The 26,717-nt window shown below is 61.9% G+C and carries 24 protein-coding genes; 16 read left to right on the forward strand and 8 right to left on the reverse strand.

The genetic code is table 11. The features are described 5' to 3' along the window. Positions 1–70 precede the first annotated feature (70 nt). From FBY10_RS05635 to rarD, 5 genes are all read left to right on the forward strand, one after another. Positions 71–808 (forward strand): ComF family protein, encoded by a 738-nt coding sequence (locus FBY10_RS05635; protein WP_145336849.1) that lies wholly within the window; start codon positions 71–73, stop codon positions 806–808. Positions 809–860: 52 nt separating this feature from the next. After that, positions 861–1,625: a TOBE domain-containing protein gene (locus FBY10_RS05640; RefSeq protein WP_131699098.1), complete on the forward strand. Its 765-nt coding sequence runs from the start codon at positions 861–863 to the stop codon at positions 1,623–1,625. Positions 1,626–1,704: 79 nt separating this feature from the next. Further along, positions 1,705–3,603 carry a PhoX family phosphatase gene (locus FBY10_RS05645; RefSeq protein WP_145336850.1) on the forward strand — a complete coding sequence of 633 codons (1,899 nt, stop codon included), beginning with the start codon at positions 1,705–1,707 and terminating at the stop codon, positions 3,601–3,603. 179 nt (positions 3,604–3,782) lie between these two features. Continuing rightward, positions 3,783–4,757 (forward strand): serine/threonine protein kinase, encoded by a 975-nt coding sequence (locus FBY10_RS05650; protein ID WP_015886213.1) that lies wholly within the window; start codon positions 3,783–3,785, stop codon positions 4,755–4,757. A gap of 128 nt (positions 4,758–4,885) precedes the next feature. Beyond that, entirely contained in the window at positions 4,886–5,770 is an 885-nt protein-coding gene (rarD, locus tag FBY10_RS05655) for an EamA family transporter RarD (protein ID WP_145336851.1), read from the forward strand. Positions 5,771–5,989: 219 nt separating this feature from the next. Here rarD and FBY10_RS05660 read toward each other — a convergent pair whose 3' ends face one another. After that, positions 5,990–6,502 (reverse strand): glycine cleavage system protein R, encoded by a 513-nt coding sequence (locus FBY10_RS05660; protein WP_145336852.1) that lies wholly within the window; start codon positions 6,500–6,502, stop codon positions 5,990–5,992. Between the two features lie 266 nt (positions 6,503–6,768). Between FBY10_RS05660 and FBY10_RS05665 the strand changes: the two genes are divergently transcribed. Continuing rightward, positions 6,769–8,946: a malate synthase G gene (locus tag FBY10_RS05665; RefSeq protein WP_145336853.1), complete on the forward strand. Its 2,178-nt coding sequence runs from the start codon at positions 6,769–6,771 to the stop codon at positions 8,944–8,946. Positions 8,947–9,064: 118 nt separating this feature from the next. Here FBY10_RS05665 and FBY10_RS05670 read toward each other — a convergent pair whose 3' ends face one another. Next, entirely contained in the window at positions 9,065–9,511 is a 447-nt protein-coding gene (locus tag FBY10_RS05670; RefSeq protein ID WP_131699148.1) for a response regulator, read from the reverse strand. A 246-nt stretch (positions 9,512–9,757) separates the two neighbouring features. Here FBY10_RS05670 and FBY10_RS05675 point away from each other — a divergent pair, with 246 nt between their 5' ends. The 8 genes from FBY10_RS05675 to FBY10_RS05710 all read left to right on the forward strand — a co-directional run bounded on the left by FBY10_RS05675 (position 9,758) and on the right by FBY10_RS05710 (position 18,776). Then, the gene (locus FBY10_RS05675; protein ID WP_178116728.1) at positions 9,758–11,680 is read left to right on the forward strand and encodes a putative nucleotidyltransferase substrate binding domain-containing protein; all 1,923 of its coding nucleotides are present in this window, start codon (positions 9,758–9,760) and stop codon (positions 11,678–11,680) included. After that, a complete protein-coding gene (locus FBY10_RS05680) occupies positions 11,677–12,384 on the forward strand; it encodes a PolC-type DNA polymerase III (RefSeq protein WP_145336855.1) in 708 nt (235 codons plus the stop codon). Before FBY10_RS05675 ends, FBY10_RS05680 begins: the two co-directional genes overlap by 4 nt. A gap of 100 nt (positions 12,385–12,484) precedes the next feature. After that, complete coding sequence (locus FBY10_RS05685) at positions 12,485–13,003, forward strand: RNA polymerase sigma factor (RefSeq protein ID WP_145336856.1); 519 nt, start codon at positions 12,485–12,487, stop codon at positions 13,001–13,003. Next, positions 13,000–13,968: a FecR domain-containing protein gene (locus FBY10_RS05690; RefSeq protein ID WP_131699090.1), complete on the forward strand. Its 969-nt coding sequence runs from the start codon at positions 13,000–13,002 to the stop codon at positions 13,966–13,968. Before FBY10_RS05685 ends, FBY10_RS05690 begins: the two co-directional genes overlap by 4 nt. Positions 13,969–14,172: 204 nt before the next feature. Then, a complete protein-coding gene (locus FBY10_RS05695) occupies positions 14,173–16,611 on the forward strand; it encodes a TonB-dependent siderophore receptor (protein ID WP_145336857.1) in 2,439 nt (812 codons plus the stop codon). A gap of 63 nt (positions 16,612–16,674) precedes the next feature. Further along, positions 16,675–17,778 (forward strand): PepSY domain-containing protein, encoded by a 1,104-nt coding sequence (locus FBY10_RS05700; RefSeq protein WP_145336858.1) that lies wholly within the window; start codon positions 16,675–16,677, stop codon positions 17,776–17,778. Further along, complete coding sequence (locus FBY10_RS05705; RefSeq protein ID WP_131699087.1) at positions 17,775–17,957, forward strand: hypothetical protein; 183 nt, start codon at positions 17,775–17,777, stop codon at positions 17,955–17,957. Before FBY10_RS05700 ends, FBY10_RS05705 begins: the two co-directional genes overlap by 4 nt. A gap of 189 nt (positions 17,958–18,146) precedes the next feature. Continuing rightward, positions 18,147–18,776, forward strand: coding sequence for a glutathione S-transferase (locus FBY10_RS05710; protein ID WP_131699086.1), 630 nt, complete (start codon positions 18,147–18,149; stop codon positions 18,774–18,776). A 186-nt stretch (positions 18,777–18,962) separates the two neighbouring features. Here the strand turns inward: FBY10_RS05710 and creD are convergent, their stop codons facing one another. From creD to FBY10_RS05730, 4 genes are read right to left on the reverse strand one after another with little or no spacing between them, the layout of a single operon-like run. Next, positions 18,963–20,336, reverse strand: coding sequence for a cell envelope integrity protein CreD (creD, locus tag FBY10_RS05715; protein ID WP_131699085.1), 1,374 nt, complete (start codon positions 20,334–20,336; stop codon positions 18,963–18,965). Positions 20,337–20,387: 51 nt separating this feature from the next. Then, the gene (creC, locus tag FBY10_RS05720) at positions 20,388–21,827 is read right to left on the reverse strand and encodes a two-component system sensor histidine kinase CreC (RefSeq protein WP_131699084.1); all 1,440 of its coding nucleotides are present in this window, start codon (positions 21,825–21,827) and stop codon (positions 20,388–20,390) included. Next, on the reverse strand, positions 21,827–22,495 hold the full coding sequence (gene creB / locus FBY10_RS05725; RefSeq protein ID WP_131699083.1) for a two-component system response regulator CreB: 669 nt from the start codon (positions 22,493–22,495) through the stop codon (positions 21,827–21,829). Before creB ends, creC begins: the two co-directional genes overlap by 1 nt. A gap of 9 nt (positions 22,496–22,504) precedes the next feature. Further along, complete coding sequence (locus FBY10_RS05730) at positions 22,505–23,005, reverse strand: ATP-dependent zinc protease (RefSeq protein WP_053131000.1); 501 nt, start codon at positions 23,003–23,005, stop codon at positions 22,505–22,507. A gap of 173 nt (positions 23,006–23,178) precedes the next feature. On the opposite strand from FBY10_RS05730, the gene FBY10_RS05735 reads away from it, so the two are divergent. Next, positions 23,179–24,066 carry an acyltransferase gene (locus tag FBY10_RS05735; protein WP_131699082.1) on the forward strand — a complete coding sequence of 296 codons (888 nt, stop codon included), beginning with the start codon at positions 23,179–23,181 and terminating at the stop codon, positions 24,064–24,066. Here the strand turns inward: FBY10_RS05735 and FBY10_RS05740 are convergent. Beyond that, on the reverse strand, positions 24,063–24,635 hold the full coding sequence (locus FBY10_RS05740; protein WP_131699081.1) for a DUF2780 domain-containing protein: 573 nt from the start codon (positions 24,633–24,635) through the stop codon (positions 24,063–24,065). The two genes, FBY10_RS05735 and FBY10_RS05740, sit on opposite strands and share 4 nt — an antisense overlap. A gap of 136 nt (positions 24,636–24,771) precedes the next feature. Between FBY10_RS05740 and FBY10_RS05745 the strand changes: the two genes are divergently transcribed. Continuing rightward, positions 24,772–25,230 (forward strand): anti-sigma factor domain-containing protein, encoded by a 459-nt coding sequence (locus FBY10_RS05745; RefSeq protein WP_131699080.1) that lies wholly within the window; start codon positions 24,772–24,774, stop codon positions 25,228–25,230. Positions 25,231–25,365: 135 nt separating this feature from the next. Here FBY10_RS05745 and fdhA read toward each other — a convergent pair whose 3' ends face one another. Continuing rightward, positions 25,366–26,565: a formaldehyde dehydrogenase, glutathione-independent gene (fdhA, locus tag FBY10_RS05750; RefSeq protein WP_003176541.1), complete on the reverse strand. Its 1,200-nt coding sequence runs from the start codon at positions 26,563–26,565 to the stop codon at positions 25,366–25,368. Between the last annotated feature and the right edge of the window lie 152 nt (positions 26,566–26,717).

Consider the following 26,717-nt stretch of genomic DNA (forward strand, 5'->3'; position numbering starts at 1 on the left):
TGGCAAGCGCTGCGGGAAGGGCAATACCCACAGGCACGACACGGATGCTCGGCATATTTAAGGAAGACTCATGCACTGTCAACCAATACGAAAACACGAAGTTTACATCTGGTTAAAAAGCATACAGAAATGCTTAATCTGCGACGAGACGACTGAAACAGCCGACTGTGTCTGCAACGCCTGCGAAACCCAGCTGCCCTGGCTGATGGAGCATTGTGAAGTCTGCGCCTTGCCTTTGGCGATGGACGGCCTGGTCTGCGGCCAATGCCTGAGACAACCGCCCGCCTTTAAACAGGTGATCGCCCCCTGGACCTACAGCTTTCCCGTGGACACCCTGATCAGTCGCTTCAAGCACCAGGCACGCTGGCCCCTCGGGCATATGCTAGGGCGCTTGTTGGGGCACTACTTGCAACATCGCTTCGACAACCACCCACTCACCCGCCCGGACATTCTGTTGCCGGTGCCCATGGCCCGCAGGCGCCTGCGTGAACGGGGCTATAACCAGGCGCTGATGCTGGCGCGCTGGCTCAGTGCCGACCTGAACCTTCCCCACGATGAACATCTGTTGCTACGCCCTTATGAAACCGTCGCGCAGCAAGCCCTCGACGCCAAGACGCGCAAACGCAACCTGCTCAACGCCTTCGCCCTGGCCCCTGGCGCCGAGGTGCGCGGCCGCCACCTCGCGTTGGTGGACGACGTGCTCACCACCGGTGCCACTGCCCACAGCCTGGCGCGGCTGTTGATCAACGCCGGAGCGCGACAGGTGGACGTGTACTGCCTGGCCCGCACGCCAAAGCCTGGTACTTGACTCTCATGCCTCGCGGCCGCAACGTCCGCTCATCCCAACACAGCGTGCGCCCATGTCTCTACCGACTCTGCTCAGCCAACATATTGTCCGCCGTCCCCAGCGTATCGCCCTGCTGGGGCATATCGCCGAACAGGGCTCCATCACCCGCGCAGCCAAAAGTGCGGGTTTGAGCTACAAGGCCGCCTGGGACGCCATTGATGAGCTGAACAACCTGGCGCAAAAACCCTTGGTCGAACGCAGTGTCGGCGGCAAGGGCGGCGGCGGGGCCCGACTCACGGCCGAAGGTGAACGGGTGTTGCGCCTCTATCAACGCCTGCAAGTGTTACAGGCCGAAGTACTCGGCTCGGACGAAGCCGCCAGCGACTTCAACCTGCTCGGCCGCTTGATGCTGCGCACCAGCGCCCGTAACCAGTTGCATGGCCAGGTCATTGCGATTGAACAGCATGGCCGCAACGACCTGATTCACTTGCAGCTCGCCGGTGGGCTGACCCTGGCGGCGCAAATCACCCATGACAGTACGCAACGGCTGGAGCTGGAGGTTGGCGTGGAAGTCGTTGCTTTGATCAAGGCCGGCTGGCTGGAATTGCTGGCACTCGATAAGCCTGCAACACCTGGACACAATTGCGTGAGTGGAACCGTCGACGCGATTCTCGACGCCGAGGACGGCCCCAGCGAAGTGCGCATCGCCCTGCCCAATGGCCAGGTTTTATGCGCCTTGGCGCAGCCCGCCGAGCTCAAGACACTGGACGCCGCCGCAGGCCGGACACTCCAAGTGCAATTTGCCCCCAGCAATGTGCTGCTCGGCACGCCGGTCTAAGCCGAGTAGCGCTTCAAACTGCAACAATTTCGTCACGCCCGCTCCTTATGGTGTCTGCAAAAACCGCAGGGAGCCTGAGATGAGCCTATTAGAAGAAAACCAAGCCACCGACCTCGAACACATGGTCGGCCTCACCCGCCGCCGCTTCATCGGTGCCGGTGCCCTGTGCGGTGCCGCGATGTTCCTCGGTGGCAACCTGCTGAGCCGCAGCGCCCTGGCCGTCAACGCCGCCTCCGCCAGCCCGCTGCTGGGCTTTACCAGCATCGCCGCAGCCACCAGCGACGCCATCACCCTGCCGCCGGGCTACAGCGCTTCGGTGCTGATCAGCTGGGGCCAGCCGCTGCACAAGAACGCCCCGGCCTTCGACCCATCCGGCAATGGCACTGCCAAAGCCCAGGAACAACAGTTCGGCGACAACAACGACGGCATGAGCCTGTTCGCCTTCCCCGGCGAAGACAACCGCGCGCTGATGGCGATCAACAACGAATACACCAACTACCGCTACCTCTACGCCCACGGCGGCGCCCCCCAATCGGCCGAAGACGTACACAAGGCCCAGGCCAGCGAAGGCGTCTCGGTGATCGAAGTGCGGCGCAAGGGCGATACCTGGCAGTTCGTCCAGGACTCGCGCTACAACCGCCGCATCCACGGCAACTCGCCGATCCGCCTGAGCGGCCCCGCCGCCGGCCACGAATGGTTGAAAACCAGCGCCGACACGTCCGGCAAAAAAGTCCTCGGCACCTTCCAGAACTGCGCCAACGGCAAGACCCCATGGGGCACTTACCTGACCTGCGAAGAGAACTTCACCGACTGCTTCGGCAGCAGTAACCCGCAGCAAGTGTTCGACGCCGGGCAGAAACGCTACGGTGTGGTGGCCGCCAGCAAAGAGATCAACTGGCACCTGCACGACCCGCGCTTCGACATGGCCAAGAACCCCAACGAACTCAACCGCCACGGCTGGGTAGTGGAAATCGACCCGTTCGACCCGCAATCCATCCCGGCCAAACGCACCGCCCTGGGCCGTTTCAAGCACGAGAACGCCGCCCTCGCGGAAACTCGTGACGGCCGCGCCGTGGTGTACATGGGCGACGACGAACGCGGCGAGTTCATCTACAAGTTCGTCAGCCGCGACAAGATCAACCACAAGAACCCCAAGGCCAACAAAGACCTGCTCGACCACGGCACCTTGTACGTGGCCATCTTCGATGCGGGCGATGGCAACGCCGATCATCCGAAAGGCAAAGGCCAATGGGTCGAGCTGACCCATGGCAAAAACGGCATTGACGCCAGTACAGGCTTCGCCAGCCAGGCCGAAGTGCTGATCCACGCACGGCTGGCCGCCAGTGTGGTGAAAGCCACACGCATGGACCGCCCGGAATGGATCGTGGTCAGCCCTACCGACGGCCAGGTCTATTGCACCCTGACCAACAACGCCAAGCGCGGCGAAGACGGCCAGCCGGTGGGTGGGCCCAACCCACGCGAGAAAAACGTCTACGGCCAGATCCTGCGCTGGAAGGCCAACGCCGATGACCATGGCGCAGCGGACTTCAGCTGGGACTTGTTTGTGGTGGCCGGCAACCCGGGCGTGCATGCCGGCACGCCAAAAGGCGGCTCGTCGAACATCAACCCGCAGAACATGTTCAACAGCCCCGACGGCCTGGGATTCGACAAGGCTGGGCGCCTGTGGATTCTTACCGATGGCGACTACAGCAACGCCGGCGACTTCGCTGGCATGGGCAATAACCAGATGCTCTGCGCCGACCCGAGCACCGGGGAAATCCGCCGTTTCATGGTCGGGCCGGTAGCGTGTGAGGTGACGGGCATCAGCTTCTCGCCGGATCAGAAAACGCTGTTTGTGGGGATTCAGCACCCAGGCGAAACCGGTGGCTCGACGTGGCCGGAGCACCTGCCGAATGGCAAGCCGCGTTCGTCGGTGATGGCGATTCGGCGCGATGATGGCGGGATTGTCGGCGCCTGATAGACCGCTATCGGGGGCAAGCCCCCTCCCACACTGGACCGCATTCCTAAAGGATAAACGCGGTCACCTGCGGGAGGGGGCTTGCCCCCGATGACAATGGCACAGGCGCCCCCTATCTCCAGCCTGGTGCGTTACCATACCCGGCCGGACGCGGCGCCCTGCTGCGCGCAGGAGTTCGCATGGCCCATCCGTTTGAAACCCTCACACCCGATCTGGTACTCGACGCTGTCGAAAGCATCGGTTTCCTCAGCGATGCTCGCGTTCTGGCGCTCAACAGCTACGAAAACCGCGTATATCAGGTGGGCATCGAAGACTCCGAACCGCTGATCGCCAAGTTCTACCGCCCCCAGCGCTGGACCAACGAAGCGATCCTCGAAGAACACCGTTTCACCTTCGAGTTGGCCGAGTGCGACGTGCCGGTGGTCGCGCCGATGATTCATAACGGCGAAAGCCTGTTCGAACACGCGGGTTTCCGCTTCACCCTGTTCCCACGCCGTGGCGGCCGAGCACCGGAGCCGGGCAACCTTGACCAGCTTTATCGCCTTGGGCAGCTACTCGGCCGCTTGCACGCCGTGGGTTCCACCCGCCCGTTCGAACACCGCGAAGCCTTGGGTGTGAAGAACTTCGGTCATGACTCTCTCAATACGTTGCTCGAAGGCAATTTCATTCCCAAGAGCCTGCTGCCGGCCTACGAGTCCGTGGCCCGCGACCTGCTCAAGCGTGTGGAAGAGGTGTACAAAGCCACGCCCCACAAGAACATCCGCATGCACGGCGATTGCCACCCCGGCAACATGATGTGCCGCGATGAGATGTTCCACATCGTCGACCTCGACGACTGCCGCATGGGCCCGGCGGTGCAGGACTTGTGGATGATGCTCGCCGGCGATCGCCAGGAATGCCTGGGCCAACTGTCGGAACTGATGGACGGCTACCAGGAGTTCCACGACTTCGACCCGCGCGAACTGGCGCTGATCGAACCGCTGCGCGCGTTGCGCCTGATGCACTACAGCGCCTGGCTGGCACGGCGCTGGGATGACCCGGCGTTCCCCCACAGCTTCCCGTGGTTCGGCAGTGAGCGGTATTGGGGCGACCAGGTGCTGGCGCTGCGTGAACAACTCTCAGCGCTCAACGAAGAACCCCTCAAACTCTTCTGATTGCTTTGTGTGGGAGGGGGGCTTGCCCCCCTCCCACACAAAGCAGACCGCATTACCAATGCCAGTCCCATTGGTTGACAAATATCCTTACAATCGCGCTTTGTTAGCTGCCTAAGCAAGGATTACGCATGCAAGCCGCCAACCCCCGCAAGGGGTACATCCTGGGCCTGAGTGCCTATGTCATCTGGGGTCTGTTCCCGCTCTACTTCAAAGCCATCGCCAGTGTGCCCGCCGCCGAAATCATCGTGCACCGGGTGCTCTGGTCGGCGCTGTTCGGTGGTTTGCTGTTGATGGTGTGGAAGCACCCCGGCTGGTTTCGCGAACTGCGCGACAACCCCAAGCGCCTGGCAATCCTGGCACTGAGCGGTTCGTTGATTGCCGGTAACTGGCTGACCTATGTGTGGTCGGTGAACAGCGGGCGCATGCTCGAAGCGAGCCTGGGTTACTACATCAACCCGCTGGTGAATGTGCTGCTGGGCATGCTGCTGCTTGGCGAGCGCCTGCGTCGCCTGCAATGGGTGGCCGTGGGGCTGGCCGCAGTGGGTGTGGCGCAACAGGTGTGGCAGGTGGGCAGCTTGCCGTGGGTGTCTTTGGTGCTGGCGCTGACCTTCGGTTTCTACGGCCTGATCCGCAAGCAGGCGCCGGTCAAGGCGCTGCCTGGGCTGGTGGTGGAGACCTGGATGCTGGTGCCGATTGCGGTGGCCTGGTTGTTGTTCAACCCGTCGGCCCACAGTGCGCAACTGGCGTTCTGGAGCACATCCGAAGCCTGGTGGCTGGTGGCGGCCGGCCCCGTAACGTTGATCCCGCTGGTGTGCTTCAACGCCGCCGCACGGCATTTGCCTTACACCGCTTTGGGCTTTTTGCAGTATGTGGCACCGACGCTGGTGTTGCTGGAAGCGGTGCTGCTGTTCGGCGAGCACCTGGCGTCGAGCACGCTGATCGCGTTTGCCTTTATCTGGGCCGGGCTGGTGGTCTACAGCGTCGATGCCTGGTTGACCGTGCGCAAACGCTGATCAAATAACGCACAAACCTCTGCAAGCCCCAGCCGGCTTGGCTTGCAGAGATCCACCCCAAGGTTATCCACAACCTGATCCCCGCCATTTGTGCACAAGCCCTTGAAACTGCTCGTTTTTTGCTCAGCCCGCGCAGAAGCCCGGTCGGCGTGGCCTGGCGCCGGGTCTCTACAGGTTATCCACAGGCCCATGCAAGATTTCCATGCATAACCTTGTGGGTTATTCCTCGCTACGCAACTCCACCATCAGGTCATCGGCCAAGGTTTCCAGCGACTCCTGCAACTTATCCAGGGACAACGTCGACGGCACCTGCAACAACGCCTCCGCGCTGAACAGCGGGTCACCGCTCATCGGGGCCGGCCGTACATCGGTGCTCAGGCGTTCCAGGTTCACACCCTGCTTGCTCAACAGCGCGGTAATCTCACGCACGATGCCCGAGCGATCATTGCCGACCAAGGTCATCACGATGGGTTTGGACGCCGATGCCTGCCCGGTACTGCCCTCTCCTACCAGCACGCGAATGCCGTGGGTGGATAAGTCTTCCAGCGCCCCTACCAGCGCCTGACGGCTTTCCGCAGGAACGCTGACCCGCAGGATCCCGGCAAACTGCCCGGCCATATGCGCCATTCGGCTTTCCAGCCAATTGCCGCCGTGGGCCGCAATGTTCTGCGCGATGCGTTCTACCAGGCCGGGTTTGTCGGCGGCAATAATAGTGAGTACAAGATGGTCCATGGCGAAGCCCTCTGAATTCAATCTACAAGGTGGACTCGGAAGCCCGCGAAAACAAATCGTGTACCATTTTTATATTTATCTGGAACAATCTAATAGTTTTTTGAGAACATCCGATTCTCCGCTGTGACCGTACGACCAAAGTGGGTCGCTAAACGACGTATTTAGTCTAATTTTCACAACCGCAAGTCATCATGTAGTATGCCCTCCCGAGCACTACATAATGAAAATCTGAATCAGCGCATAAGCTCCGCAGAGTGAGGCAAGCAATGACTGAACACGTTCAAGTCGGTGGCCTGCAGGTCGCCAAAGTCCTGTTCGACTTCGTGAACAACGAAGCCATTCCCGGTACCGGCATCACTGCCGATCAGTTCTGGGCCGGTGCCGACAAGGTCATCCACGACCTGGCTCCGAAGAACAAAGCCCTACTCGCCAAACGCGACGATTTCCAGGCGCGGATCGATACCTGGCACCAGACTCACGCCAGCCAGGCCCACGACCCGGTGGCCTACAAAGCCTTCCTGCAAGACATCGGATACCTGCTGCCAGAAGCCGCAGACTTCCAGGCCTCGACCCAAAACGTCGATGACGAGATCGCCCGCATGGCCGGCCCGCAACTGGTGGTGCCGGTGATGAACGCCCGCTTCGCCCTCAACGCTTCCAATGCGCGTTGGGGCTCGCTGTACGACGCCCTGTATGGTACCGATGCCATCAGCGAAGCCGACGGCGCCGAAAAGGGCAAGGGCTACAACAAAGTGCGTGGCGACAAGGTGATTGCCTTCGCCCGTGCCTTCCTCGACGAAGCCGCGCCACTGAGCGCCGGCAGCCACGTCGATTCCACCGGCTACAAGATCGTCGAAGGCATGTTGATCGTCAGCCTCAAGGGTGGCAGCAACAGCGGCCTGCGTGACGATGCGCAGTTGATTGGTTTCCAGGGCCCTGCGGCCGAGCCGATCGCGATCCTGCTGAAACACAACGGCCTGCACTTCGAAATCCAGATCGACGCCAGCACCCCGGTCGGCCAGACCGATGCCGCCGGCGTCAAAGACGTACTGATGGAAGCCGCACTCACCACCATCATGGACTGCGAAGACTCCGTCGCCGCCGTCGATGCCGATGACAAGGTGGTGATCTACCGCAACTGGCTCGGCCTGATGAAGGGCGACCTGGCCGAAGAAGTGGCCAAGGGCGGCAAGACCTTCACCCGCACCATGAATGCCGACCGCGTCTACACCGGCGTCGACGGCAAGGACGTGACGCTGCACGGCCGTTCCCTGCTGTTCGTGCGCAACGTTGGCCACTTGATGACCATCGACGCGATCCTCGACAAAGACGGCAACGAAGTACCCGAAGGCATCCTCGACGGCCTGCTCACCAGCCTGGCAGCGGTCCACAGCCTCAACGGCAACAACACGCGCAAGAACAGCCGCACCGGTTCGGTCTACATTGTGAAGCCGAAGATGCACGGCCCGGAAGAAGCCGCGTTCACCAACGAGCTGTTCGGCCGCATCGAAGACGTGCTGAACCTGCCGCGCAACACCCTCAAGGTCGGGATCATGGACGAGGAGCGCCGCACCACGGTCAACCTCAAGGCCTGCATCAAGGCGGCCAGCGAGCGCGTGGTGTTTATCAACACCGGCTTCCTCGACCGCACCGGCGACGAAATCCACACCTCCATGGAAGCCGGCGCGATGGTGCGCAAGGCGGCGATGAAGGCGGAAAAATGGATCGGTGCCTACGAGAACTGGAACGTCGATATCGGCTTGAGTACCGGCCTGCAAGGCCGTGCGCAGATAGGTAAAGGCATGTGGGCGATGCCCGACCTGATGGCGGCGATGCTCGAACAGAAGATCGCCCACCCACTGGCCGGCGCCAACACCGCCTGGGTGCCATCGCCGACGGCAGCCGCACTGCACGCGCTGCATTACCACAAGGTCGACGTGTTCGCACGCCAGGCCGAACTGGCCAAGCGCGAGCGTGCGTCGGTGGACGACATCCTCACCATTCCCCTGGCCAGCAACACCGATTGGTCCGACGAAGAAATCCGCAACGAGCTGGACAACAACGCCCAGGGCATCCTCGGCTATGTCGTGCGCTGGATCGACCAAGGCGTGGGTTGCTCGAAAGTGCCGGACATCAACGATGTCGGCCTGATGGAAGACCGCGCCACCCTGCGCATCTCCAGCCAGCACATTGCCAACTGGCTGCGCCACGGCATCGTCAACGAAGCCCAGGTGATGGAAAGCCTCAAGCGCATGGCGCCGGTGGTGGACCGTCAGAATGCCGGAGATGCGTTGTACCGCCCACTGGCGCCGGATTTCGACAGCAACATCGCGTTCCAGGCAGCGGTGGAGTTGGTGATTGAAGGGACCAAACAGCCGAATGGCTATACCGAGCCGGTGTTGCACCGTCGGCGTCGGGAGTTCAAGGCTAAAAACGGCCTGTAAATGAAAAAGCCCTGATCGTGAGATCAGGGCTTTTTCTTTGGGGCTGTGGTGTGGATGTACGCGGTCAACTGTGGGAGGGGGCTAGCTCCCGATGAGGCCCGTACAGACACCGCAAAAATCAGGAAGCCAACCCCAACTCGCGCTTGACCAGCTTCGCCAACTTCACGCTGTCGATCGGCTTCAACAGAAAATCCACCACACTCAAATGCATCGCATCGATCACATCCGGCGCTTCGGCGTCCCCCGACATGATGATGATGGGCAACGCAGCGCGAGTGGATTCGCGCACTTGCTTGATCAACTCCAGACCGTTGCTGGGTTTCATGCGCAGATCGGTGATCAGCAAACCGATGGAGCTGCTGGACTTCAACAAGTTCCACGCCGCCTCGCCACTGTCGGCAGTCATGCAGCGAATACCATCCAAGCCCAGGATCTCCGCCAGCAGTTCACGCGCATCCTTGTCGTCGTCAACAATCAACACGCGTTGTGGCGGTAAATCAGGCTCCAGCATCACGGCGCTCAGCGCCTCGCGCTCGGCATCACTCAAAATATCGTGGTCGGACATACGGTTCTCAGCAATTCTCATCAATCTCCCTGCACACTCGTCAGACATCTGCGGAAGGGCGATCAATGTGCACTTCGTCGGAAAGTTTGCCTAGTGGGTGTTCTACGGGGTTTGGACGATAGTCGTGTAAGGTTTTTCCTTAGTTATGCGGCGTTTTCATCGACCTAGACTTACGTCCAATGGGCACCCGCCGCTCAGGAGTCGACCATGCAGGACGATAACGACAAAAAAATTGCGGTCATGGTTATGAGTAAAGCTGATGCTTTCGCCCAGGCGGGGAAAACTGCTGTATTGCAGAACATCCACGGCACCCTGCAGTTCCTGCAACGCTTCCCGCCGTTCAACCAGATGGAAAACGCGCACCTGGCGTTCCTGGTGGAACAGTGTCAACTGCGCTTCTTCGGCCCCGGCGAGAGCATTCTCAAGCCGTCGGGCGGACCGGTGGAACACTTCTACATCGTCAAGCAGGGCCGCGTCGTGGGTGAACGGCCGGACTCCACCCAAGCCACCTTCGAAATCACCACTGGCGAGTGTTTTCCCCTCGCGGCGCTGTTAGGTGAACGCGCCACCCGCACCGAACACAAGGCCGCTGAAGACACCTTCTGCCTGCAACTGAACAAACCGGCCTTTATCAAGCTGTTCGCGCTGTCCAGCCCGTTCCGCGACTTCGCTTTGCGTGGCGTCAGCAGCCTGCTCGACCAGGTCAACCAGCAAGTGCAGCAAAAAGCCGTGGAAACCCTCGGCACCCAATATTCCCTGAACACCCGCCTGGGCGAATTGGCCATGCGCCATCCGGTCACCTGCAGCCCGCAGACGCCGCTGCGCGAAGCGGTAACGCTGATGCATGAGCAGCAGGTGGGCAGCATTGTGATCGTCGACGAACACAAGGCGCCCCTGGGTATTTTCACCCTGCGCGACCTGCGCCAGGTGGTGGCCGACGGCACCGGTGACTTCAGCCAGGGCATTGAAGGCCATATGACCCAGGCGCCGTTCTTTTTGACCCCGGACCACAGCGCCTTCGACGCGGCCATCGCCATGACCGAGCGGCATATCGCCCACGTCTGCCTGGTCAAGGACCAGCGCCTGTGCGGCGTGGTGTCCGAGCGCGATCTGTTTTCCCTGCAACGGGTCGACCTGGTGCACCTGGCCCGCACCATCCGCAACGCACCACGGGTGGAGAACCTGGTGGCGCTGCGCGGCGAGATCGGCCAACTGGTGGAGCGCATGCTCGCCCATGGCGCGTCGTCTACCCAGATCACCCACATCATTACCCTGCTCAACGATCACACCGTGTGCCGGGTGATCGAGTTGACCCTGGCCGAAAAAGGCGACCCCGGCGTGCCCTTCAGTTGGCTGTGTTTCGGCAGCGAAGGCCGGCGCGAGCAGACGCTGTACACCGACCAGGACAACGGCATCCTGTTCGAGGCCAAGGACGCGGTGGAAGCCGCCGAGATTCGCGGGCGGCTGCTGCCCCTGGCACAACAGATCAACCAAAGCCTGGCGCTGTGCGGGTTCAGCCTGTGCACGGGCAATATCATGGCCGGCAACCCGGAGCTGTGCCTGTCGCGGGCGGAATGGGCGCGGCGGTTTGCGGCGTTCATTCGCGAGGCGACGCCGGAGAACCTGCTGGGGTCGAGTATCTATTTTGACCTGCGCGTGGTGTGGGGCGATGAACGCGGCTGCGAGCAACTGCGCCAGGGCATTCTCGACCAGGTCGGGGATAACCGGCTGTTCCAACGCATGCTGGCCGAGAATGCCTTGCGCCAGCGCCCGCCCGTAGGGCGTTTCCGCGATTTTGTGCTGACGCGCAAAGGCGGGGAAAAAGCCACCCTCGACCTCAAGGTGCAGGGGCTCACCCCCTTTGTCGACGGCGCACGCCTGCTGGCCCTGGCCAATGGCATCCACGCCAATAACACCCTGGAGCGCCTGCGCCAGTTGGTGGTCAAGGAAGTGATCGAGCCCCTGGACGGCGCCGCCTATGAAGAGGCGTATCACTTTATCCAGCAAACCCGCATGCAGCAGCATCAGTTGCAGACCCGCGAGAACCAGCCGTATTCCAACCGCGTCGACCCCGACAGCCTCAACCACCTGGACCGCCGTATCCTGCGCGAATCCCTGCGCCAGGCCCAGCGCCTGCAAAGCAGCCTGACCTTGCGGTATCAGTTGTGAGCTTGTTTGGTTGGCTGCGCGCGGCCAAGCCCAGACTGGATGCCGCGCAACAACGGCGCCTGGAGCAACTCCCCACGCCTCTTGTATTGGGCGACAACGCGTTGCGCAGCCAGCGCTGGGTGGTGGTGGATCTGGAGACCAGCGGCCTGAATCTCAACCGCGATCAGGTGCTGTCCATCGGCGCGGTGGTGATCGAGGACGGCGCGGTGGATTTTTCCCAACTGTTCGAGCGCACCTTGCACCGCGCCGAAGCCAAACTCAGCCCCAGCGTGCTGATCCACGGCCTCGGCCCCAGCGCCATCGCGGCGGGCAGTGACCCGGTCGATGCACTGCTGGACTTCATGGAGTTTGTCGGCGACAGCCCGCTACTCGCCTTCCACGCGCCATTCGATCAACACATGCTCGGCCGCGCCCTCAAGGACAGCCTCGGGTATCGCTTGGCCCATACGTTCCTGGATGTGGCCGACATCGCCCCGCTGCTGTGCCCCGAGGCGCATATACGCGAGGCCGGGCTGGACGACTGGATCAACCACTTCGACCTGCAGGTAGGCGAACGCCATCATGCCAGCGCCGATGCCCTGGCCACGGCGGAGCTGATGCTGATCCTGTTCAGCCGCGCGCGTCAGCAGCAGATCGACACGCCTCAGGCGCTGCAAGAGCGCTTGAGCCAATGGAAACGGCGTAAACACGCGCCATCGTTTTAATGTCATCTCCCGACAGACGCTAATTGCGCCCGCCCCACGCCTCTGACACAATCGCGAATAATTCTCGTTAGTTTAAACCTTTTGTTTATTCGGTGATGCCTTGTCGTCGGCCCAGAACCCACACAGTGAGCTTGTTGGCGCGTTGTATCGCGACCATCGTGGCTGGCTGCTGGCCTGGCTGCGGCGCAATGTGGCCTGCCCGAGCCGTGCCGAAGACCTGAGCCAGGACACCTTCATGCGCCTGCTCGGCCGTGACGAGTTGCGCGAGCCCCGCGAGCCACGGGCGTTTCTGGTGGCCATCGCCAAGGGCTTGCTGTTCGACTACTTTCGTCGCGCCGCCCTCGAACAGGCCTACCTCACCGAATTGATGCTGATCCCGGAAAGCGAACACCCTTCGCCCGAAGAGCAGCAACTGATCCTCGAAGACCTCAAGGCCATCGACCGCCTGCTTGGCAAACTGTCGAGCAAGGCCCGTGCCGCGTTCCTATATAACCGCATCGACGGGCTGGGCCACGCCGAAATCGCCCAGCGCCTGGGCGTGTCGGTGCCGCGTGTGCGCCAGTACCTGGCCCAGGGCATTCGCCAGTGCTACATCGCCCTGTATGGCGAGCCGCTGTGACCTTTGTCAGCGCCAAGCCGGTGTCGGCCCGCGTGCTGGATGCGGCGATTGCCTGGCAGTTGTCCCTCGATTCGGGTGATGGCAGCGCGGTGGAGCGAGAAGAGTTCAGCAAATGGCTGGCCAGTGATGAAGAACACGCCCGTGCCTGGCGCCAACTGGGCATGCTCGACCAGCGTTTCAGCGTGGCCTCGGGCCCGGCGCGTGCGGCGTTGTTGCAGTCGCGCGAGGGCATTCGCCAGCGCGTGCGCAAGCTGGGCAGCGGCCTGGCGAGTATTGCGCTGGTGTGCGGCCTGGCATTGTTTGCCGGCGAACGCTACGTGCCGATCCACTATTGGCTGGCCGACCAACGCACCGCCACCGGCGAGCAGCGCACGCTGAAACTGGCGGACGGCACGTTGATCAACCTCAACACCCACAGTGCTATCGACGTGCGCTTCGATGAGAAGCGCCGGCTGATCGTGTTGCAGGAAGGCGAAATCCTCGTCGAGACCGGCCACAACGATGCGCGCCCGTTTTATGTGCAAACCCGCGACGGCAGCCTGCGCGCGCTGGGCACGCGGTTTATCGTCAAGCGCGAAGACGACGCCACGCGCCTGAGCGTGCTGCAATCGGCGGTGGGCGCCCAGCCCGAAGCGCTGCAGCAGGAACAGGTGTTCAAGGAAGGCCAGCAAGTGCTGATGCGCAGCGACGGCCTCGGCCCTGCGCTGGCCGTCACCCCCGCCACCGATGCCTGGACGCGCGGCATGCTGGTGGTCGACAACGCCCGCCTGGGCGATGTGGTGCAGGAACTCAGCCGCTACCGCACCGGCCATCTCGGGGTGGATAAAGACGTGGCCGACCTGCGCATCACCGGTAGCTTCCCGCTGCACGACACCACCCTGGCGCTCAACGCGCTGCTGCCGACCCTGCCGGTGCAGATCGAACAGCACACACCGTGGTGGGTGACGGTCACGGGTAAGCCTTAGGTTCTGTGGGAGCTGAGCTATCGCTATCGGGAGCAAGCCCCCTCCCACATTTGAAGGTATTCGCAAATCAACCTGTGGGAGGGGGCTTGCCCCCGATGAGGCCCTCAAACCCACCACAAAAAATATTTTGATCCTGCCCTATCACTTTTCAATTCTCGTTCGGCACATAGGCAATTGCGAATTACTTCCATTCAGGAGCCGCCCATGTCCCGCACGCTAGACACCTTGTTGCGCCCCAGCCTGTTAGCCGTGGCCATTGCCCTCAGCGCCCCCCTGGCCAGCACTGCGCTGATTGCCGCCGAACAAGCCTCCAGCGTGCACGCCTACAACCTGCCGGCCGCCCCGCTGGCGAGCACCCTGAACCAGATCGCCAGCCAGGCCGGCCTCGCACTGACCCTCAACCCAGCGTTGGCCTCGGGCAAGACCTCGGCCCCGGTCCAGGGCCAGTTCGATGCACCAGGTGCACTGCGTGAAGCCTTGCGTGGCACCGGGTTGCAACTGGAGCAAAGCAGCGCAGGGACGTACACGCTGGTGGCGGTTCCGGAGGGTGTGATGGCGCTGCCGGTGACCAACATTACGGGGCAAGGCAGCTATGAAAGCGCCTGGGGCCCGGTGGATGGTTATGTTGCAACACGCACCGCCGCTGGTACCAAGACCGATACACCGATTGCCGAGCTGCCTCGCTCGGTGAGCGTAATCACTCGCAAGCAAATGGAAGACCGATCCGTACTCAACCTCAATGACGCTTTGCGCTATACCGCAGGCGTGCAGAGCTCCGGCTACGGCTCCGATTCCCGCAGCGACTGGCTGCTGGTCCGCGGTTTTGTTCCAACTCAATTCCTCGACGGACTGCCATTACCCAAAGGCAACTACGCCACACCGAAAATAGACACGTGGAACCTGGAACGCATTGCCGTCCTGCGCGGCCCGGCTTCCTCGGTTTACGGGCAAACCCCACCTGGCGGTTTGCTGGACATGGTCAGCCGTCGCCCCCAGGCCGAAAGCTCGAATGAAATCGAAGTACAGGCCGGCAGCAACAACCACAAACAGATCAACTTCGACAGCACCGGCAAGATCGACGACGAGGGCCAGTTCCTCTACCGCGTCAGCGGCGTGGTGCGCGACAGCAACACCGCCGTGGATCACATCCCGGACAAGCGCTACAACATCGCGCCCAGCCTGACCTGGAACATCAACGACGACAGCAAGCTGACGTTGCTCACCCAGTTCACCCGCGACGATACCGGGATCACCGGGCAGTTCCTGCCATTGCAAGGCACCAAGCTGAGTTCGCCGGCCGGCAAGATTTCCCATCATAAGAACCTGGGCGATCCGGACTGGGAATTCTACGATCGCACCTACTATGCGCTGGGCTATGCCTTCGAAACACGCCTGAACGACACGTGGCAGTTCCATCAGAACCTGCGCTACACCAAGAACGATCTGTCGTTCCAGGGCATCACTGCCGGTGGCGCATTCTTTCCGAATGGCCCTGAAGTCGCAGTTGACGCCGACGGCAACGTGAGGCGCTCCGCCGGAAAGGTTGATGAAAACATCGGTCAGTTCGCCGTCGACAACAACTTCCAGGCCGACTTCCAGACGGGCGCGGTAAGCCACACACTGTTGCTGGGGCTGGACCACCAGCGCTCCACCAGCGACGCGCGCTGGGACTGGGGTTCGACGGGTGTGCCGACCATCAACTTCAACCGTCCGGTGTACGGGCAGGACTTCTCCAAGGTCCAGTACTTCACCATGTACGACTACACCCAAAAGACCCAGCAGACCGGCCTGTACGTCCAGGACCAGATGGCCCTCGACAACTGGCGCCTGACCCTCGGCGGTCGTGAAGACTGGGTACATACCGGTACCACCTTCCATAACCTGAACGATGCGACCAACACCCAGCGTGACAAGCACTTCAGTGGCAACGCAGCGCTGAGCTATGTCTTCGACAACGGCATCACCCCGTATCTGTCCTACGCCGAATCATTCCAGGCAGGCTCAGGCACCCAAGTGGCCAGTACCGGGGCATTCAAGCCCACCGAAGGCAAACAGTACGAAGCCGGTATCAAGTACCAGCCTCCTGGCACCAAGGCGTTGTTCACCGCTGCCGTGTTCGACCTGACCCAGCAAAACACGTCAGTCACCGAGGGCAGTATCACTCGCCAAGTGGGTGAAGTGCAGGTACGCGGCCTGGAACTGGAAGCCAGTGCCGACGTCACCGAAAGCCTGAAACTGGTGGGTTCCTATACCTATAACGACAGCGAAATCACTCAAGGCGCTGCCGCTGAAAAAGGCAACCGTCTGAACCAGTTGCCTCGCAACCAGGCCACTGGCTGGGCTGACTACACATGGCGCAGCGGGCTGCTGGACGGTTTTGGGGTGGGTGCGGGCGTGCGTTACGTCGGCGACACCTACGGCAACGCTGCCAACACCGAACTGGGCCATGTAGGTTCCTACACCGTTTACGACGCCTCGGTGCACTACGACCTTGGCCGTTTGAACAGCACCATGAAGGGTGTCACCGTGGCCGTCGACGCCAAGAACATCTTCAACAAGGACTACCTGTCCACCTGCGATGGTTTCTACTGCTACTACGGCGACCAGCGTAACGTGGTCGCCAGCGTGAACTACAAATTCTAAAACGGTGATAAACCGCTGATGAAGGGCCGCCTGAACCGCGGCCCTTTTGCCTTTGGAGCCGTGATGAAAAGCAAAACCATCCGCCGCTGGTCCTTCATCCACACCTGGACCAGCCTGATCTGCACGGTGTTCCTGCTGCTGCTCGCCCTCACCGGCCTGCCGCTGGTGTTTCACCACGAGATCGATCACCTGCTGGGCAACGAGCCCGAACTGGCGCAGATGCCCGCCGATACGCCACAGCTCGACCTCGAGCAACTGGTGACCAAAGCCCAGGCCCATCGCCCGGGCGAGGCCATGCAATACCTGGCGTGGGACGAAGACGACAAGAACGGCGTGATCGCGATCATGGCCGCCACGGCCGGCACCGAACCCAACTCATCCCACACCTTCATGCTCGACGCGCGCACCGGTGATGCGGTCGAGATGCCGTCGGCCAATGGCGGACTCACCCTGTTCCTGCTGCGCCTGCATGTGGATATGTTCGCCGGCCTGCCGGGCAAGTTGCTGCTGGCGTTCATGGGTATTCTGTTTGTGCTGGCGATTGTCTCGGGCACGGTGCTGTACCTGCCGTTCATGCGCCGCTTGAAGTTCGCCACCGTGCGCCAGGACAAGTCCACGCGCCTGCGCTGGCTCGACCTGCACAACCTGATCGGCGTGGTCACCCTGACGTGGGCACTGGTGGTGGGCGTGACCGGCGTGATCAGCGCCTGTGCCGACTTGATCATCGCCGCCTGGCGCACCGACAGCCTCAGCGCGATGATCGAACCCTATAAAAACGCCCCGCCCCTGACCCAACGCGCACCCGCGAGCGAGCTGCTGAGCATCGCCGCCAAGGCCGCGCCCGGCATGCAGCCGGACTTTATCGCCTTCCCCGGCACACGCTTTTCCAGCGAGCACCATTACGCGGTGTTCATGAAGGGCAGTACACACCTGACCTCGCACCTGCTCACGCCGGTCCTGATCGACGCCAGCACCCTGGCCGTCACCGCCATCGCCGAACGACCGTGGTACATGGACGCCATGGGCATGTCGCAGCCTCTGCACTTTGGTGACTACGGCGGCATGCCGATGAAGATCCTCTGGGCGGCGCTGGATGTGCTGACCATCATCGTGCTGGTGAGTGGGATTTACCTGTGGATCGTGCGGCGCAAGGCGGGCAAGGCATGAAGCCAAGGCAGTCGAGTTTCTGGAAGGTATTTGGTATTCCGCTGGGGATTGGCCTGCTCAGCGCCACCGGGTTGTTTGCGGCGTTGCTGGGGGATGGGCTGTGGGATTCGTTGAGTTGGTTGGGGTTGGGCCTGCCGGCTGCCATTGGTATTTGGGCGTTGTTCAAGCGGCGTGGCTGAGGGTGCTATCGGGGGCAAGTCGAATCGTCGCACCGCCCCTCCCACATGTGTTACGCGGTCGTCATGACAACTCGGTCAACTGTGGGAGGGGGCTTGCTCCCGATGAGGCCCTCAAGAACACCCGCATTCCCCCTCGCCAGCCACAGCGCAACCCTCTAGGCTAGCCACAGTCAATTTTGAGGTTTGCCCATGTCCACTCCCAGCATGACCTTGTTCCACAACCCCGCGTCACCGTTCGTGCGTAAAGTCCGCGTGTTGCTGGCCGAAACCGGCCAGCAGGACCGCGTCGCCCTGCATGGCTGCATGCCGACACCGGTCAACCCCGATGCGCAGTTGGTGCAAGACAACCCCGTGGGCAAGATCCCGGCCCTGCGCCTGGCCGACGGCACCGTGCTGCACGACAGCCGGGTGATTCTCGATTACTTCGACCACCAGCACGTCGGCAACCCGCTGATCCCCCGCGATGGCTCGGCCCGCTGGCGGCGCCTGACCCTGGCCTCGATGGCCGACGGCATCATGGATGCCGCCGTGCTGGTGCGTTACGAGACCGCCCTGCGCCCGGCGGAAAAACACTGGGCGCCGTGGCTCGACGAACAGCGCAACAAGATCCGTCGCGCCCTCGCCGAGCTGGAACAGGACGCCATCGCCGAGCTGACCAGCCACTTCGACATCGCTTCGATCAGCGTGGCCTGCGCCCTGGGCTACCTCGACTTCCGCCATCCGGATATGCAATGGCGCTCGGATAACCCCAAGCTGGCCGCCTGGTATGCCGAGGTCAGCCAGCGACCTTCGATGCTGGAGACCCAGCCGCCCGTGTGACGTTCACACCGACCCAATGTGAGAGCGGGCTTGCCCGCGATCGCGGTATGTCATTCAGCACATCTGTTTCTGAACCACCGCTATCGCGGGCAAGCCCACTCCCACATTGGACGGTGGTGGTATTGAGGAATGTAACGATCCTTGCGGCTAAATGCGCCCCCACTTGCTGATCCTCCCGCAACCCGATCATTGCACCGCCTCCAGATCGAACTGCAGCGGCTCGGCCACCTTGCGCTTGCCCACGCCATACCAATCCAGCTTACGTGTCAGCACCATCACCGTACCCAGCAGCCCGAACAGCAGCAGCGAGCCCATCAGCAGCGCGTAGTCCTCGGCACTCAACAGCCCGTACAGCAAGCCATACAACGCCGCCAACCCAGCCGAAAACCCCAGGCCATGGGCAACGCTGCGCAGCACGTGGCATACGTAGAACCCGATCAACAGCACACAGGCACTCGCCGAAATCAGGTAGGCCAAGGCAAAGCCCAGGTGCTCGGACAACGACAACAACAGCAGGTAGAAGAACGCCAAGGCAACGCCCACCAACGCGTATTGAATCGGGTGCACCGCCAGACTCTTGAGCACTTCGAAGAGGAAGAAACCGGCAAAGGTCAGGGCGATAAACAGCAGCGCGTATTTGATCGCGCGGTCGCTCTTGAGGTACTGGTCCACCGGGTCGATGAAGTTCACACCGAAGCTGCGGTTGTTGAAGTCGTCACAGCCTTGCTGGTCCAAACAGGATTGCAGCGCCTGCTCGAGGTTGGTGGAAAAGAACGAGGTCTGCCAGTTGGCCGTGAAGCCGCTGTCAGTCACTTCGCGCCGGGCCGGCAGGAAGTTGCCGATAAAGCTGGGGTGCGGCCAGTTGGAGGCCAGGGACACCTGACTGGTCTTGCCCACTGGCACCACTTGCAGTTGCTCGGTGCCTTGCAGGCGCAGATCAAAGGCGAAGTCCACTACGGCCGGTTTTCTGCTGTCCTGCTCTGGCAATGCCACATGCACGCCCTCCCCCAGCCAGTCCACCTGGGAGCCTGGTTCGAACTCCAGGCGCTGGCTGCCCAGCTCCAGCTTCAGCGCATTTTCGATGCCGCGAATATCGCTGATCCCCACCGCCAGAAACGCCGGTTCAAAGCGGTAATCGGCAAAGTCTTCGGTGATGCCCAACTGCGCCGGCAGCTCGAAACGCCCACTGATACGGTTGTCGGCATGGAACAGCCGCGCCTGGTAAATACCCCGTGCGCGCAGTTCGGTCTGCACCTTGCCGTCGAGCTCAAAACGGTCCGGCAGGAAATACAGACGACCCCGCTCTTCACGGGTGACCTCGTAGCGCTTGTTGAGCTTTTCATTGAGCTTCCACTCGCGCACGGTCTTGCGATACGGCACCACCATCACCGGGCCGGTGAGGCGCTGGGCGTAGCTGGAACTGCGCGCGATGTCCATCAGGACGCCGTCGCGCAGTTGCTGGCGGTCACTGATGATGCCGTTGATCATCAGCAACGGTATCAGCAACAGCAGGATCAGCAGCGCAATCGCGCCAAGTTTGAAAAGCAGGCTGCGGTTCATGGGTCTCTCCCTGTTTTGATGGGGAGAGTCTGGGCAGCCTGTGTGGGGGATTTATGTGGGCAATGTGGAGACTGTGTGGAGATGCAGCACCACGTGCACGCCGCCAGGCACATTACCGATCTGCAGGGTGCCGCCGTGCAGCTTCATGACTTCCTCGACAAAATTGAGGCCCAGGCCGGTACTTTTGCGCCCGCTGCCGGGGCGCGGCAAGGAGTAGAAGCGCTCGCTGAGGCGCGGCAGGGCGTAGTCGGGGATCGGGGCAGCCTGATTGAACAGGCTCACCTGCACGTCGTTGTGCAGCGTCTGTGCGCTGAATCTCAACACGCCACCGGGCGGTGTGAAGTCCAGCGCGTTGTCCAGCAAGTTGCCCAGGGCCTGGCGCAACAGGAAGGGTTCGCCGACTACCTTCACTTCAGCGGCAATTGTCTGTTCGACGTGCAGCCCGGCGCCTTCGATTCGCGCACATTGGGCGTTGAGTACATCGTCGACCAAGGCCGCCAGCGGGATACTCGTCTGCTCTTCCAAACCCTGGCGTTGTTCCACCTGCGCCAGGTTCAGCAGGCGCTCGATCAACTGTTGCAGGCGCGCGCTTTCGCTGTCGATATTGCCGACGAAGCGCTGCTGCTGTTCGCGGCTCATCTCGCCCTGCAACAGCTCGGCCGCGCCGCGAATCGCTGCCAGCGGGCTTTTCAATTCATGGGTCAGGGTGTGGACGTAATGTTCGACGTAGGCCTTGCCCTCCAGTTGCGTACGCATGTGCTCGACAGCGGTGGACAGCTGCTTCAGCTCGCCGCCGCGATAATGCGGTAGCTCGGCCCTTCGGCCTTCACTGACGGCTTCGGCGTAAGCGGTCAGGCGACGCAGTGCAACGCTCAGCCACCACGACAACAGCGCGCCGAGCAACAGGCCGAGGATGACCAGGCCCGCGCCGTACCACAGCAGGCGGCGTTCAGTGCGGTCGACATACGGCTGCAGCGAGCTGTTCGGTTTAGCCACGGTGACCACGCCGATGATCTGCCCGTTATCGCGGATCGGCGCGCCCACGTGCATCACCGATGAGGTGGGATCATCCGCTGCACTGCGAGTGGAACGCGCGCCGTACTCGCCGCGCAGGGTCAGGTACACGTCGTTCCACTTCGAATAGTCCTGGCCCACCGCTTCGCCCATGGAGTCGAGCAACACGGTGCCGTTGGCGTCGGTGACGTAGATACGGTGGTTGACCTGGTTTTTCGGCAGGCCCCAGATGGTCGCGCCCGGCTGGCGATTGCCGTAGGCCTTGAGCAGCTCCGGCCAGTGACTCTGCCCGAGGGTGCCGTGCTTCACGTCTTCGCGCAGGATCTCGGCCAGCAGGTTGGCGGTATCCACCAGGGTTTCTTCGGTGGATTGGCGCACGCCGGGGCGGATTTCCTTCATCACCGTGCTGAGCACGAAATAACCGGTGAGGCCGATAAACAGCGCATACACCAGGAAAATCCGCAGCCCCAGGCGCATCAGCCGTTGCTCGGGCTGTAGCTGTAGCCGAGGCCGCGATGGGTCTGGATCGGCTCAGCATCGGCGGCCACGCTGCGTAACTTGCTGCGCAGGCTCTTGATGTGGCTGTCGATATTGCGCTCGTAACCGGCGTCGGCCGCCACGCCCACCGCGTCCAGCAACTGCTCGCGGCTGAACACCCGCTCGGGTTGCTCCAGCAGGCTTTGCAGCAGGCGAAATTCATGCCGGGTCAGGCTCAGGGGTTGGCTGCGATAGCTGATTTGCATGCGCTCCAGGTCAACCTGGAACAGCGCCGGCGCCACACCGGGGCCAACGCGCTTGAGGATCGCCCGCACCCGCGCCGCCACTTCCCGCGGGCTGAACGGCTTGACCACGTAATCGTCGGCGCCGATCTCCAGCCCCACCACGCGGTCGATCTCGCCATCCCGCGCGCTGAGGAACATCACCGGCACTTCACTGAAACGGCGCAATTGCTTGCAGGTTTCAAAACCGCTGATGTCCGGCAGGCCGATGTCGAGGATGATCAGGTCGGCGGGGGTCTGGCGCTGATGGGCCAACGCCTCCTGGCCGAGGCTCAGCCAGGTGGTGGTAAAGCCCTCGCCCTGCAGGGCGAATATCAGCGTGTCGGCTATTGCCGCTTCGTCTTCGACAATCAGGATGTGGGGCATGGGTTCAAATCAGCAGTCCGGTTTGTCGGCAGTGTAGCGACGGGCCGGGTTTACTGCTGCGCCAAATTCACGCAAGGCCTTGGCGCCGATCAGCAACGGGTAATTGAAGCTGCTGCGGTCGGTCAGGTTGACCTCGACGGTACGCTTGACGTTGCCCAGGCACATTTCCAGGTCGATCACCGGGCGCTTGGCCACAGTGGCTTCGTCCTTGTCATCGTCTTCATCGGCGCGGCTCTTGATCTTGCTGATGCGCGACACCTTGTGCTCGTAGACCTTGTTGGTGGCGTCCTTGCCGCCGAGGCGGAAGCGCACCCAGTCGTCACCGTCACGGGTGAAGGTTTCGATGTCACGGGCCGACAGCGAAGCAGTCAGCGCGCCGGTGTCCATCTTGGCCTTGAAGGTTTCGCCGATCTCCGGCAACTGGATGTATTCATAGCGACCGTAAAGGGTCGGCTCGGCAGCCATGACAGGCAGGGCAGCCAGGGCGAGGGAGGCAAGAAGCAGTTTCACGAAGTGATTTCCTCGGAAAGAAGTAGGCGGATTCTAGACCGCAAAGACAGCACTTAGTTAGTCACGCCCACCATAACCGGCACATTGTGAAACATTCGTACGGCCATTTGCGATTTGGCCTCTAGACTCAGCTTGCTTATGATGGCCCGCCCACAAGATTCCAAGAGTTACTTATGCGCCGCCTGCTCACCGGCTGTTTTGTCTCACTGCTGCTGTTGCTCAACACCCTGGTCCTGATCGGACCGCTGATGGTATTTGCCCTGCTCAAACTGGTGGCGCCCGGGCGCTATCGGGACTACGCCTCATGGGCGGTGATGTGGATCGCCGAGACCTGGGCCGAGATCGACAAGCTGATTTTTTCCTTGTGCATCCCCACCCAATGGGACATTCGCGGCGGTGATGAGCTGCGCGGCGATACCAGCTACCTGGTGATCAGCAACCACCAATCCTGGGTGGATATCCCGGCGCTGATCCAGGCCCTCAACCGCCGCACACCGTTCTTCAAATTCTTCCTGAAAAAAGAGCTGATCTGGGTACCCTTCCTGGGCCTGGCCTGGTGGGCGTTGGATTACCCGTTCATGAAGCGCTACACCAAGGCGTTCCTGGCCAAGCACCCGGAGCTGGCGGGGCAGGATTTGAAGATCACCAAGGAGGCCTGCGAGCTGTTCAAGCGCCAGCCGGTGACCGTGGTCAATTACCTCGAAGGCACGCGGTTCGGCGAGGCCAAGCGCAAGCAGCAGGCTTCGCCATTCACTCACCTGCTCAAGCCCAAGGCGGGCGGCGTGGCGTTTGTGCTGGCGGCGCTGGGGGAACAGCTGGACGCCGTGCTCGACGTGACCGTGGTCTATCCGCAGCAAAAGATTCCGGGATTCTGGGATTTGATCAGCGGCGCAGTGCCCAAGGTGATCATCGACATCCAGACCCGTGAGCTGGACCCGGCGTTGTGGCAAGGTGATTACGAAAACGATCCGGCGTTTCGCCAGACCGTTCAGAGCTGGGTCAACCAGCTCTGGACGCAGAAAGACGCACGCATCGAACAACTGCGCGCGGAGCGTATTTAGCTCCCGGTGCCCCAGGCCTGGGCCAGTTTACCCAGCAGCGAGCTATTGGCGCCCTGCCCGCCCAGGTATTGCAGGATCACCGGGGCAAACTGGCCGACCATGCCACTGTCCATACCCAAGGCGCTGAACGCGGTGTTCAGGTCGTTGGTGTTCTTCACGTTACCCAGCAAGCCGTCCAGGCCGCTGGTCTTGCTACCGCCGGTCTGGCCGAGCATCCCGCTCAAGGCCCCGAGGCTGCCCAATGCATTGTTGCCCGACAGTTGGTCGAGGCCCGGCACGCTGTTACCCAGTTGCGAATAGTCGTTGCCGCTCAATTTGTTCTTGGCCAGGCCCAGCATCGCGCCAGTACCGCCTACGGCTTGTTCGGGGGTGATGTTCAGTTGCGAGGTCAGGGCGCTGAGCAGGCCGGCCGTCTCGGACGACGGTGCTGCAGCTGCGGCCTTGTTATTGCCCCCTTGCATGCCGGAGATGGCATTGGCCGCGTCGCCAAGGCTGAATCCCGCGGCAAACACCGGGGTGGCGGCCAGGCTCATCAGGCAGGAAAGGGCGAAACCGCGTGAAATCTTCATTGAAACAACCTCTGGATGTAGGGGTAAACGCAGGCGTTTGACTGGGCATCCGGCACATTGTTCCGAGCGGCCCAGGAACCCAATGGCCAGATCAGAGTCCATGAAACAACGTCAAAACTTTCCAGGAAACAGCCCTATGAGCGCGACCCGCCCCCAAGTGATTGAATCCAAGCCCCCTTTTTGGAGCCGCCCCCGGATGTTTATCGGGGTGTGCATTGCCATAGTCGCCGGTCTCGGCGGCGCGTTCTACACCCAGGACAACGTCAAGTCCGCCGCCACGCTGGTGACCACCACCCAACAGCCGGCCGCGCAAATCATGGCGCACAAGGATTACCTGAAAGTGCAACCCATCGCCATCACCGCACCCGCGTCGGATCAGAGCCTGGAACTGTGGGCGATTCCCGACGACGGCAAGCCCGTGTCACTTGGACTGATACCAGAGGATGGCGAGGGCATCATCGGCTTGAACCCGAGGCAGCAGGCCTCGATCAGCAAGCCGGTGGAATTGATGGTGAGTGCGGAGAGCAAAGGCGGCTCGGTGAGCAAGCAACCGACGGGCCCGACCGTCTATCAGGGGGCTTTGGCCAACCGCTGATGTTCCAAACACCACAACCCACTGTGGGAGGGGGCTTGCTCCCGATGGCGTTGAGTCAGCCAGTAAATAGGTAACTGACTGAACGCTATCGGGAGCAAGCCCCCTCCCACATTTGGGTTTTCGTATGCCTGGGATTTACGCCGCACTGAACAACTTATGCGGATCAATCACAAACTTCTTCGGCACGCCCGCATCGAACTCGCCGTACCCACGTGGCGCGTCATCCAGGCTGATCACCTGCACGCCGACGATCTCGGCGATGTTGATGCGGTCCCACATGATCGCCTGCATCAGTTGGCGGTTGTACTTCATCACTGGCGTTTGCCCGGTGTGGAAGCTGTGGGATTTGGCCCAGCCCAGGCCGAAACGAATGCTCAGGCTGCCCATTTTCGCGGCGGCATCCACAGCACCTGGATCTTCGGTGACGTACAGGCCGGGGATACCGATCTTGCCCGCCACGCGCACCACGCCCATCAGTGAGTTGAGCACCGTGGCCGGGGCTTCGGCCTTGACGCCGTCGTGCCCGTGGCCGCGGGCTTCAAAGCCTACGCAGTCGACGGCACAGTCCACTTCCGGCTCGCCGAGCAGCGCGGCGATTTGTTCGTGCAGGGGGGTGTCGGTGGACAGGTCGGCAATCTCGAAACCCTGGGCCTTGGCGTGGGCCAGGCGGATCGGGTTGACGTCGCCGATGATCACCACCGCCGCACCCAGCAGACGTGCAGACGCAGCAGCCGCCAGGCCGACCGGGCCGGCACCGGCGATGTAGACGGTGCTGCCAGGGCCTACACCAGCGGTAACGGCACCGTGGTAGCCGGTCGGGAGAATGTCGGAGAGGCAGGTCAGGTCACGGATTTTCTCCATGGCCTTGTCACGGTCCGGCAGTTTCAGCAGGTTGAAGTCGGCGTACGGCACCAGCACGTACTCGGCCTGGCCGCCGGTCCAGTCGCCCATGTCGACATAGCCGTAGGCACCACCGGCACGGGCCGGGTTGACGGTGAGGCACACGCCGGTATGTTGCTCTTTGCAAGAGCGGCAGCGCCCGCAGGCGACGTTGAAGGGGACGGAAACCAGGTCGCCGATCTTCAGGTTTTCGACGTCGCTGCCCTTCTCGATCACTTCACCGGTGATCTCGTGACCGAGCACCAGGCCGGTCTGGGCAGTAGTACGGCCGCGCACCATGTGTTGGTCGGAGCCGCAGATGTTGGTGGAGACCACGCGCAGGATGACGCCGTGCTCAATCTTCCTGCCACGGGGGTCCTGCATTTTGGGATAGTCGATTTTCTGTACTTCGACCTTGCCGTTGCCGAGATACACGACACCACGATTACCAGACATGCTTTCACCTCGCTGTTGTTTTTATGGAACTGCGTTGCCCTTTTGGGTGGGCAGCGCGTTTAAGTGCTCGGGTACAGATGCTGTTTCTTGTGTTGTTTGTGAGGGCCTCATCGGGGGCAAGTCGAATCGTCGCACCGCCCCTCCCACACTTG

Source organism: Pseudomonas sp. SJZ103 (genome assembly GCF_007828335.1).
Taxonomy (GTDB): Bacteria; Pseudomonadota; Gammaproteobacteria; order Pseudomonadales; family Pseudomonadaceae; genus Aquipseudomonas.

Bases quoted from the DNA above. Each gene is read 5' to 3' on its own strand.
- FBY10_RS05635 (WP_145336849.1), top strand. From the start codon at position 71: ATGCACTGTCAACCAATACGAAAACACGAAGTTTACATCTGGTTAAAA.
- FBY10_RS05640 (WP_131699098.1), top strand. From the start codon at position 861: ATGTCTCTACCGACTCTGCTCAGCCAACATATTGTCCGCCGTCCCCAG.
- FBY10_RS05645 (WP_145336850.1), top strand. From the start codon at position 1,705: ATGAGCCTATTAGAAGAAAACCAAGCCACCGACCTCGAACACATGGTC.
- FBY10_RS05650 (WP_015886213.1), top strand. From the start codon at position 3,783: ATGGCCCATCCGTTTGAAACCCTCACACCCGATCTGGTACTCGACGCT.
- rarD (WP_145336851.1), top strand. From the start codon at position 4,886: ATGCAAGCCGCCAACCCCCGCAAGGGGTACATCCTGGGCCTGAGTGCC.
- FBY10_RS05660 (WP_145336852.1), bottom strand. From the start codon at position 6,502: ATGGACCATCTTGTACTCACTATTATTGCCGCCGACAAACCCGGCCTG.
- FBY10_RS05665 (WP_145336853.1), top strand. From the start codon at position 6,769: ATGACTGAACACGTTCAAGTCGGTGGCCTGCAGGTCGCCAAAGTCCTG.
- FBY10_RS05670 (WP_131699148.1), bottom strand. From the start codon at position 9,511: ATGTCCGACCACGATATTTTGAGTGATGCCGAGCGCGAGGCGCTGAGC.
- FBY10_RS05675 (WP_178116728.1), top strand. From the start codon at position 9,758: ATGAGTAAAGCTGATGCTTTCGCCCAGGCGGGGAAAACTGCTGTATTG.
- FBY10_RS05695 (WP_145336857.1), top strand. From the start codon at position 14,173: ATGTCCCGCACGCTAGACACCTTGTTGCGCCCCAGCCTGTTAGCCGTG.
- FBY10_RS05700 (WP_145336858.1), top strand. From the start codon at position 16,675: ATGAAAAGCAAAACCATCCGCCGCTGGTCCTTCATCCACACCTGGACC.
- FBY10_RS05705 (WP_131699087.1), top strand. From the start codon at position 17,775: ATGAAGCCAAGGCAGTCGAGTTTCTGGAAGGTATTTGGTATTCCGCTG.
- FBY10_RS05710 (WP_131699086.1), top strand. From the start codon at position 18,147: ATGTCCACTCCCAGCATGACCTTGTTCCACAACCCCGCGTCACCGTTC.
- creD (WP_131699085.1), bottom strand. From the start codon at position 20,336: ATGAACCGCAGCCTGCTTTTCAAACTTGGCGCGATTGCGCTGCTGATC.
- creC (WP_131699084.1), bottom strand. From the start codon at position 21,827: ATGCGCCTGGGGCTGCGGATTTTCCTGGTGTATGCGCTGTTTATCGGC.
- creB (WP_131699083.1), bottom strand. From the start codon at position 22,495: ATGCCCCACATCCTGATTGTCGAAGACGAAGCGGCAATAGCCGACACG.
- FBY10_RS05735 (WP_131699082.1), top strand. From the start codon at position 23,179: ATGCGCCGCCTGCTCACCGGCTGTTTTGTCTCACTGCTGCTGTTGCTC.
- FBY10_RS05740 (WP_131699081.1), bottom strand. From the start codon at position 24,635: ATGAAGATTTCACGCGGTTTCGCCCTTTCCTGCCTGATGAGCCTGGCC.
- FBY10_RS05745 (WP_131699080.1), top strand. From the start codon at position 24,772: ATGAGCGCGACCCGCCCCCAAGTGATTGAATCCAAGCCCCCTTTTTGG.
- fdhA (WP_003176541.1), bottom strand. From the start codon at position 26,565: ATGTCTGGTAATCGTGGTGTCGTGTATCTCGGCAACGGCAAGGTCGAA.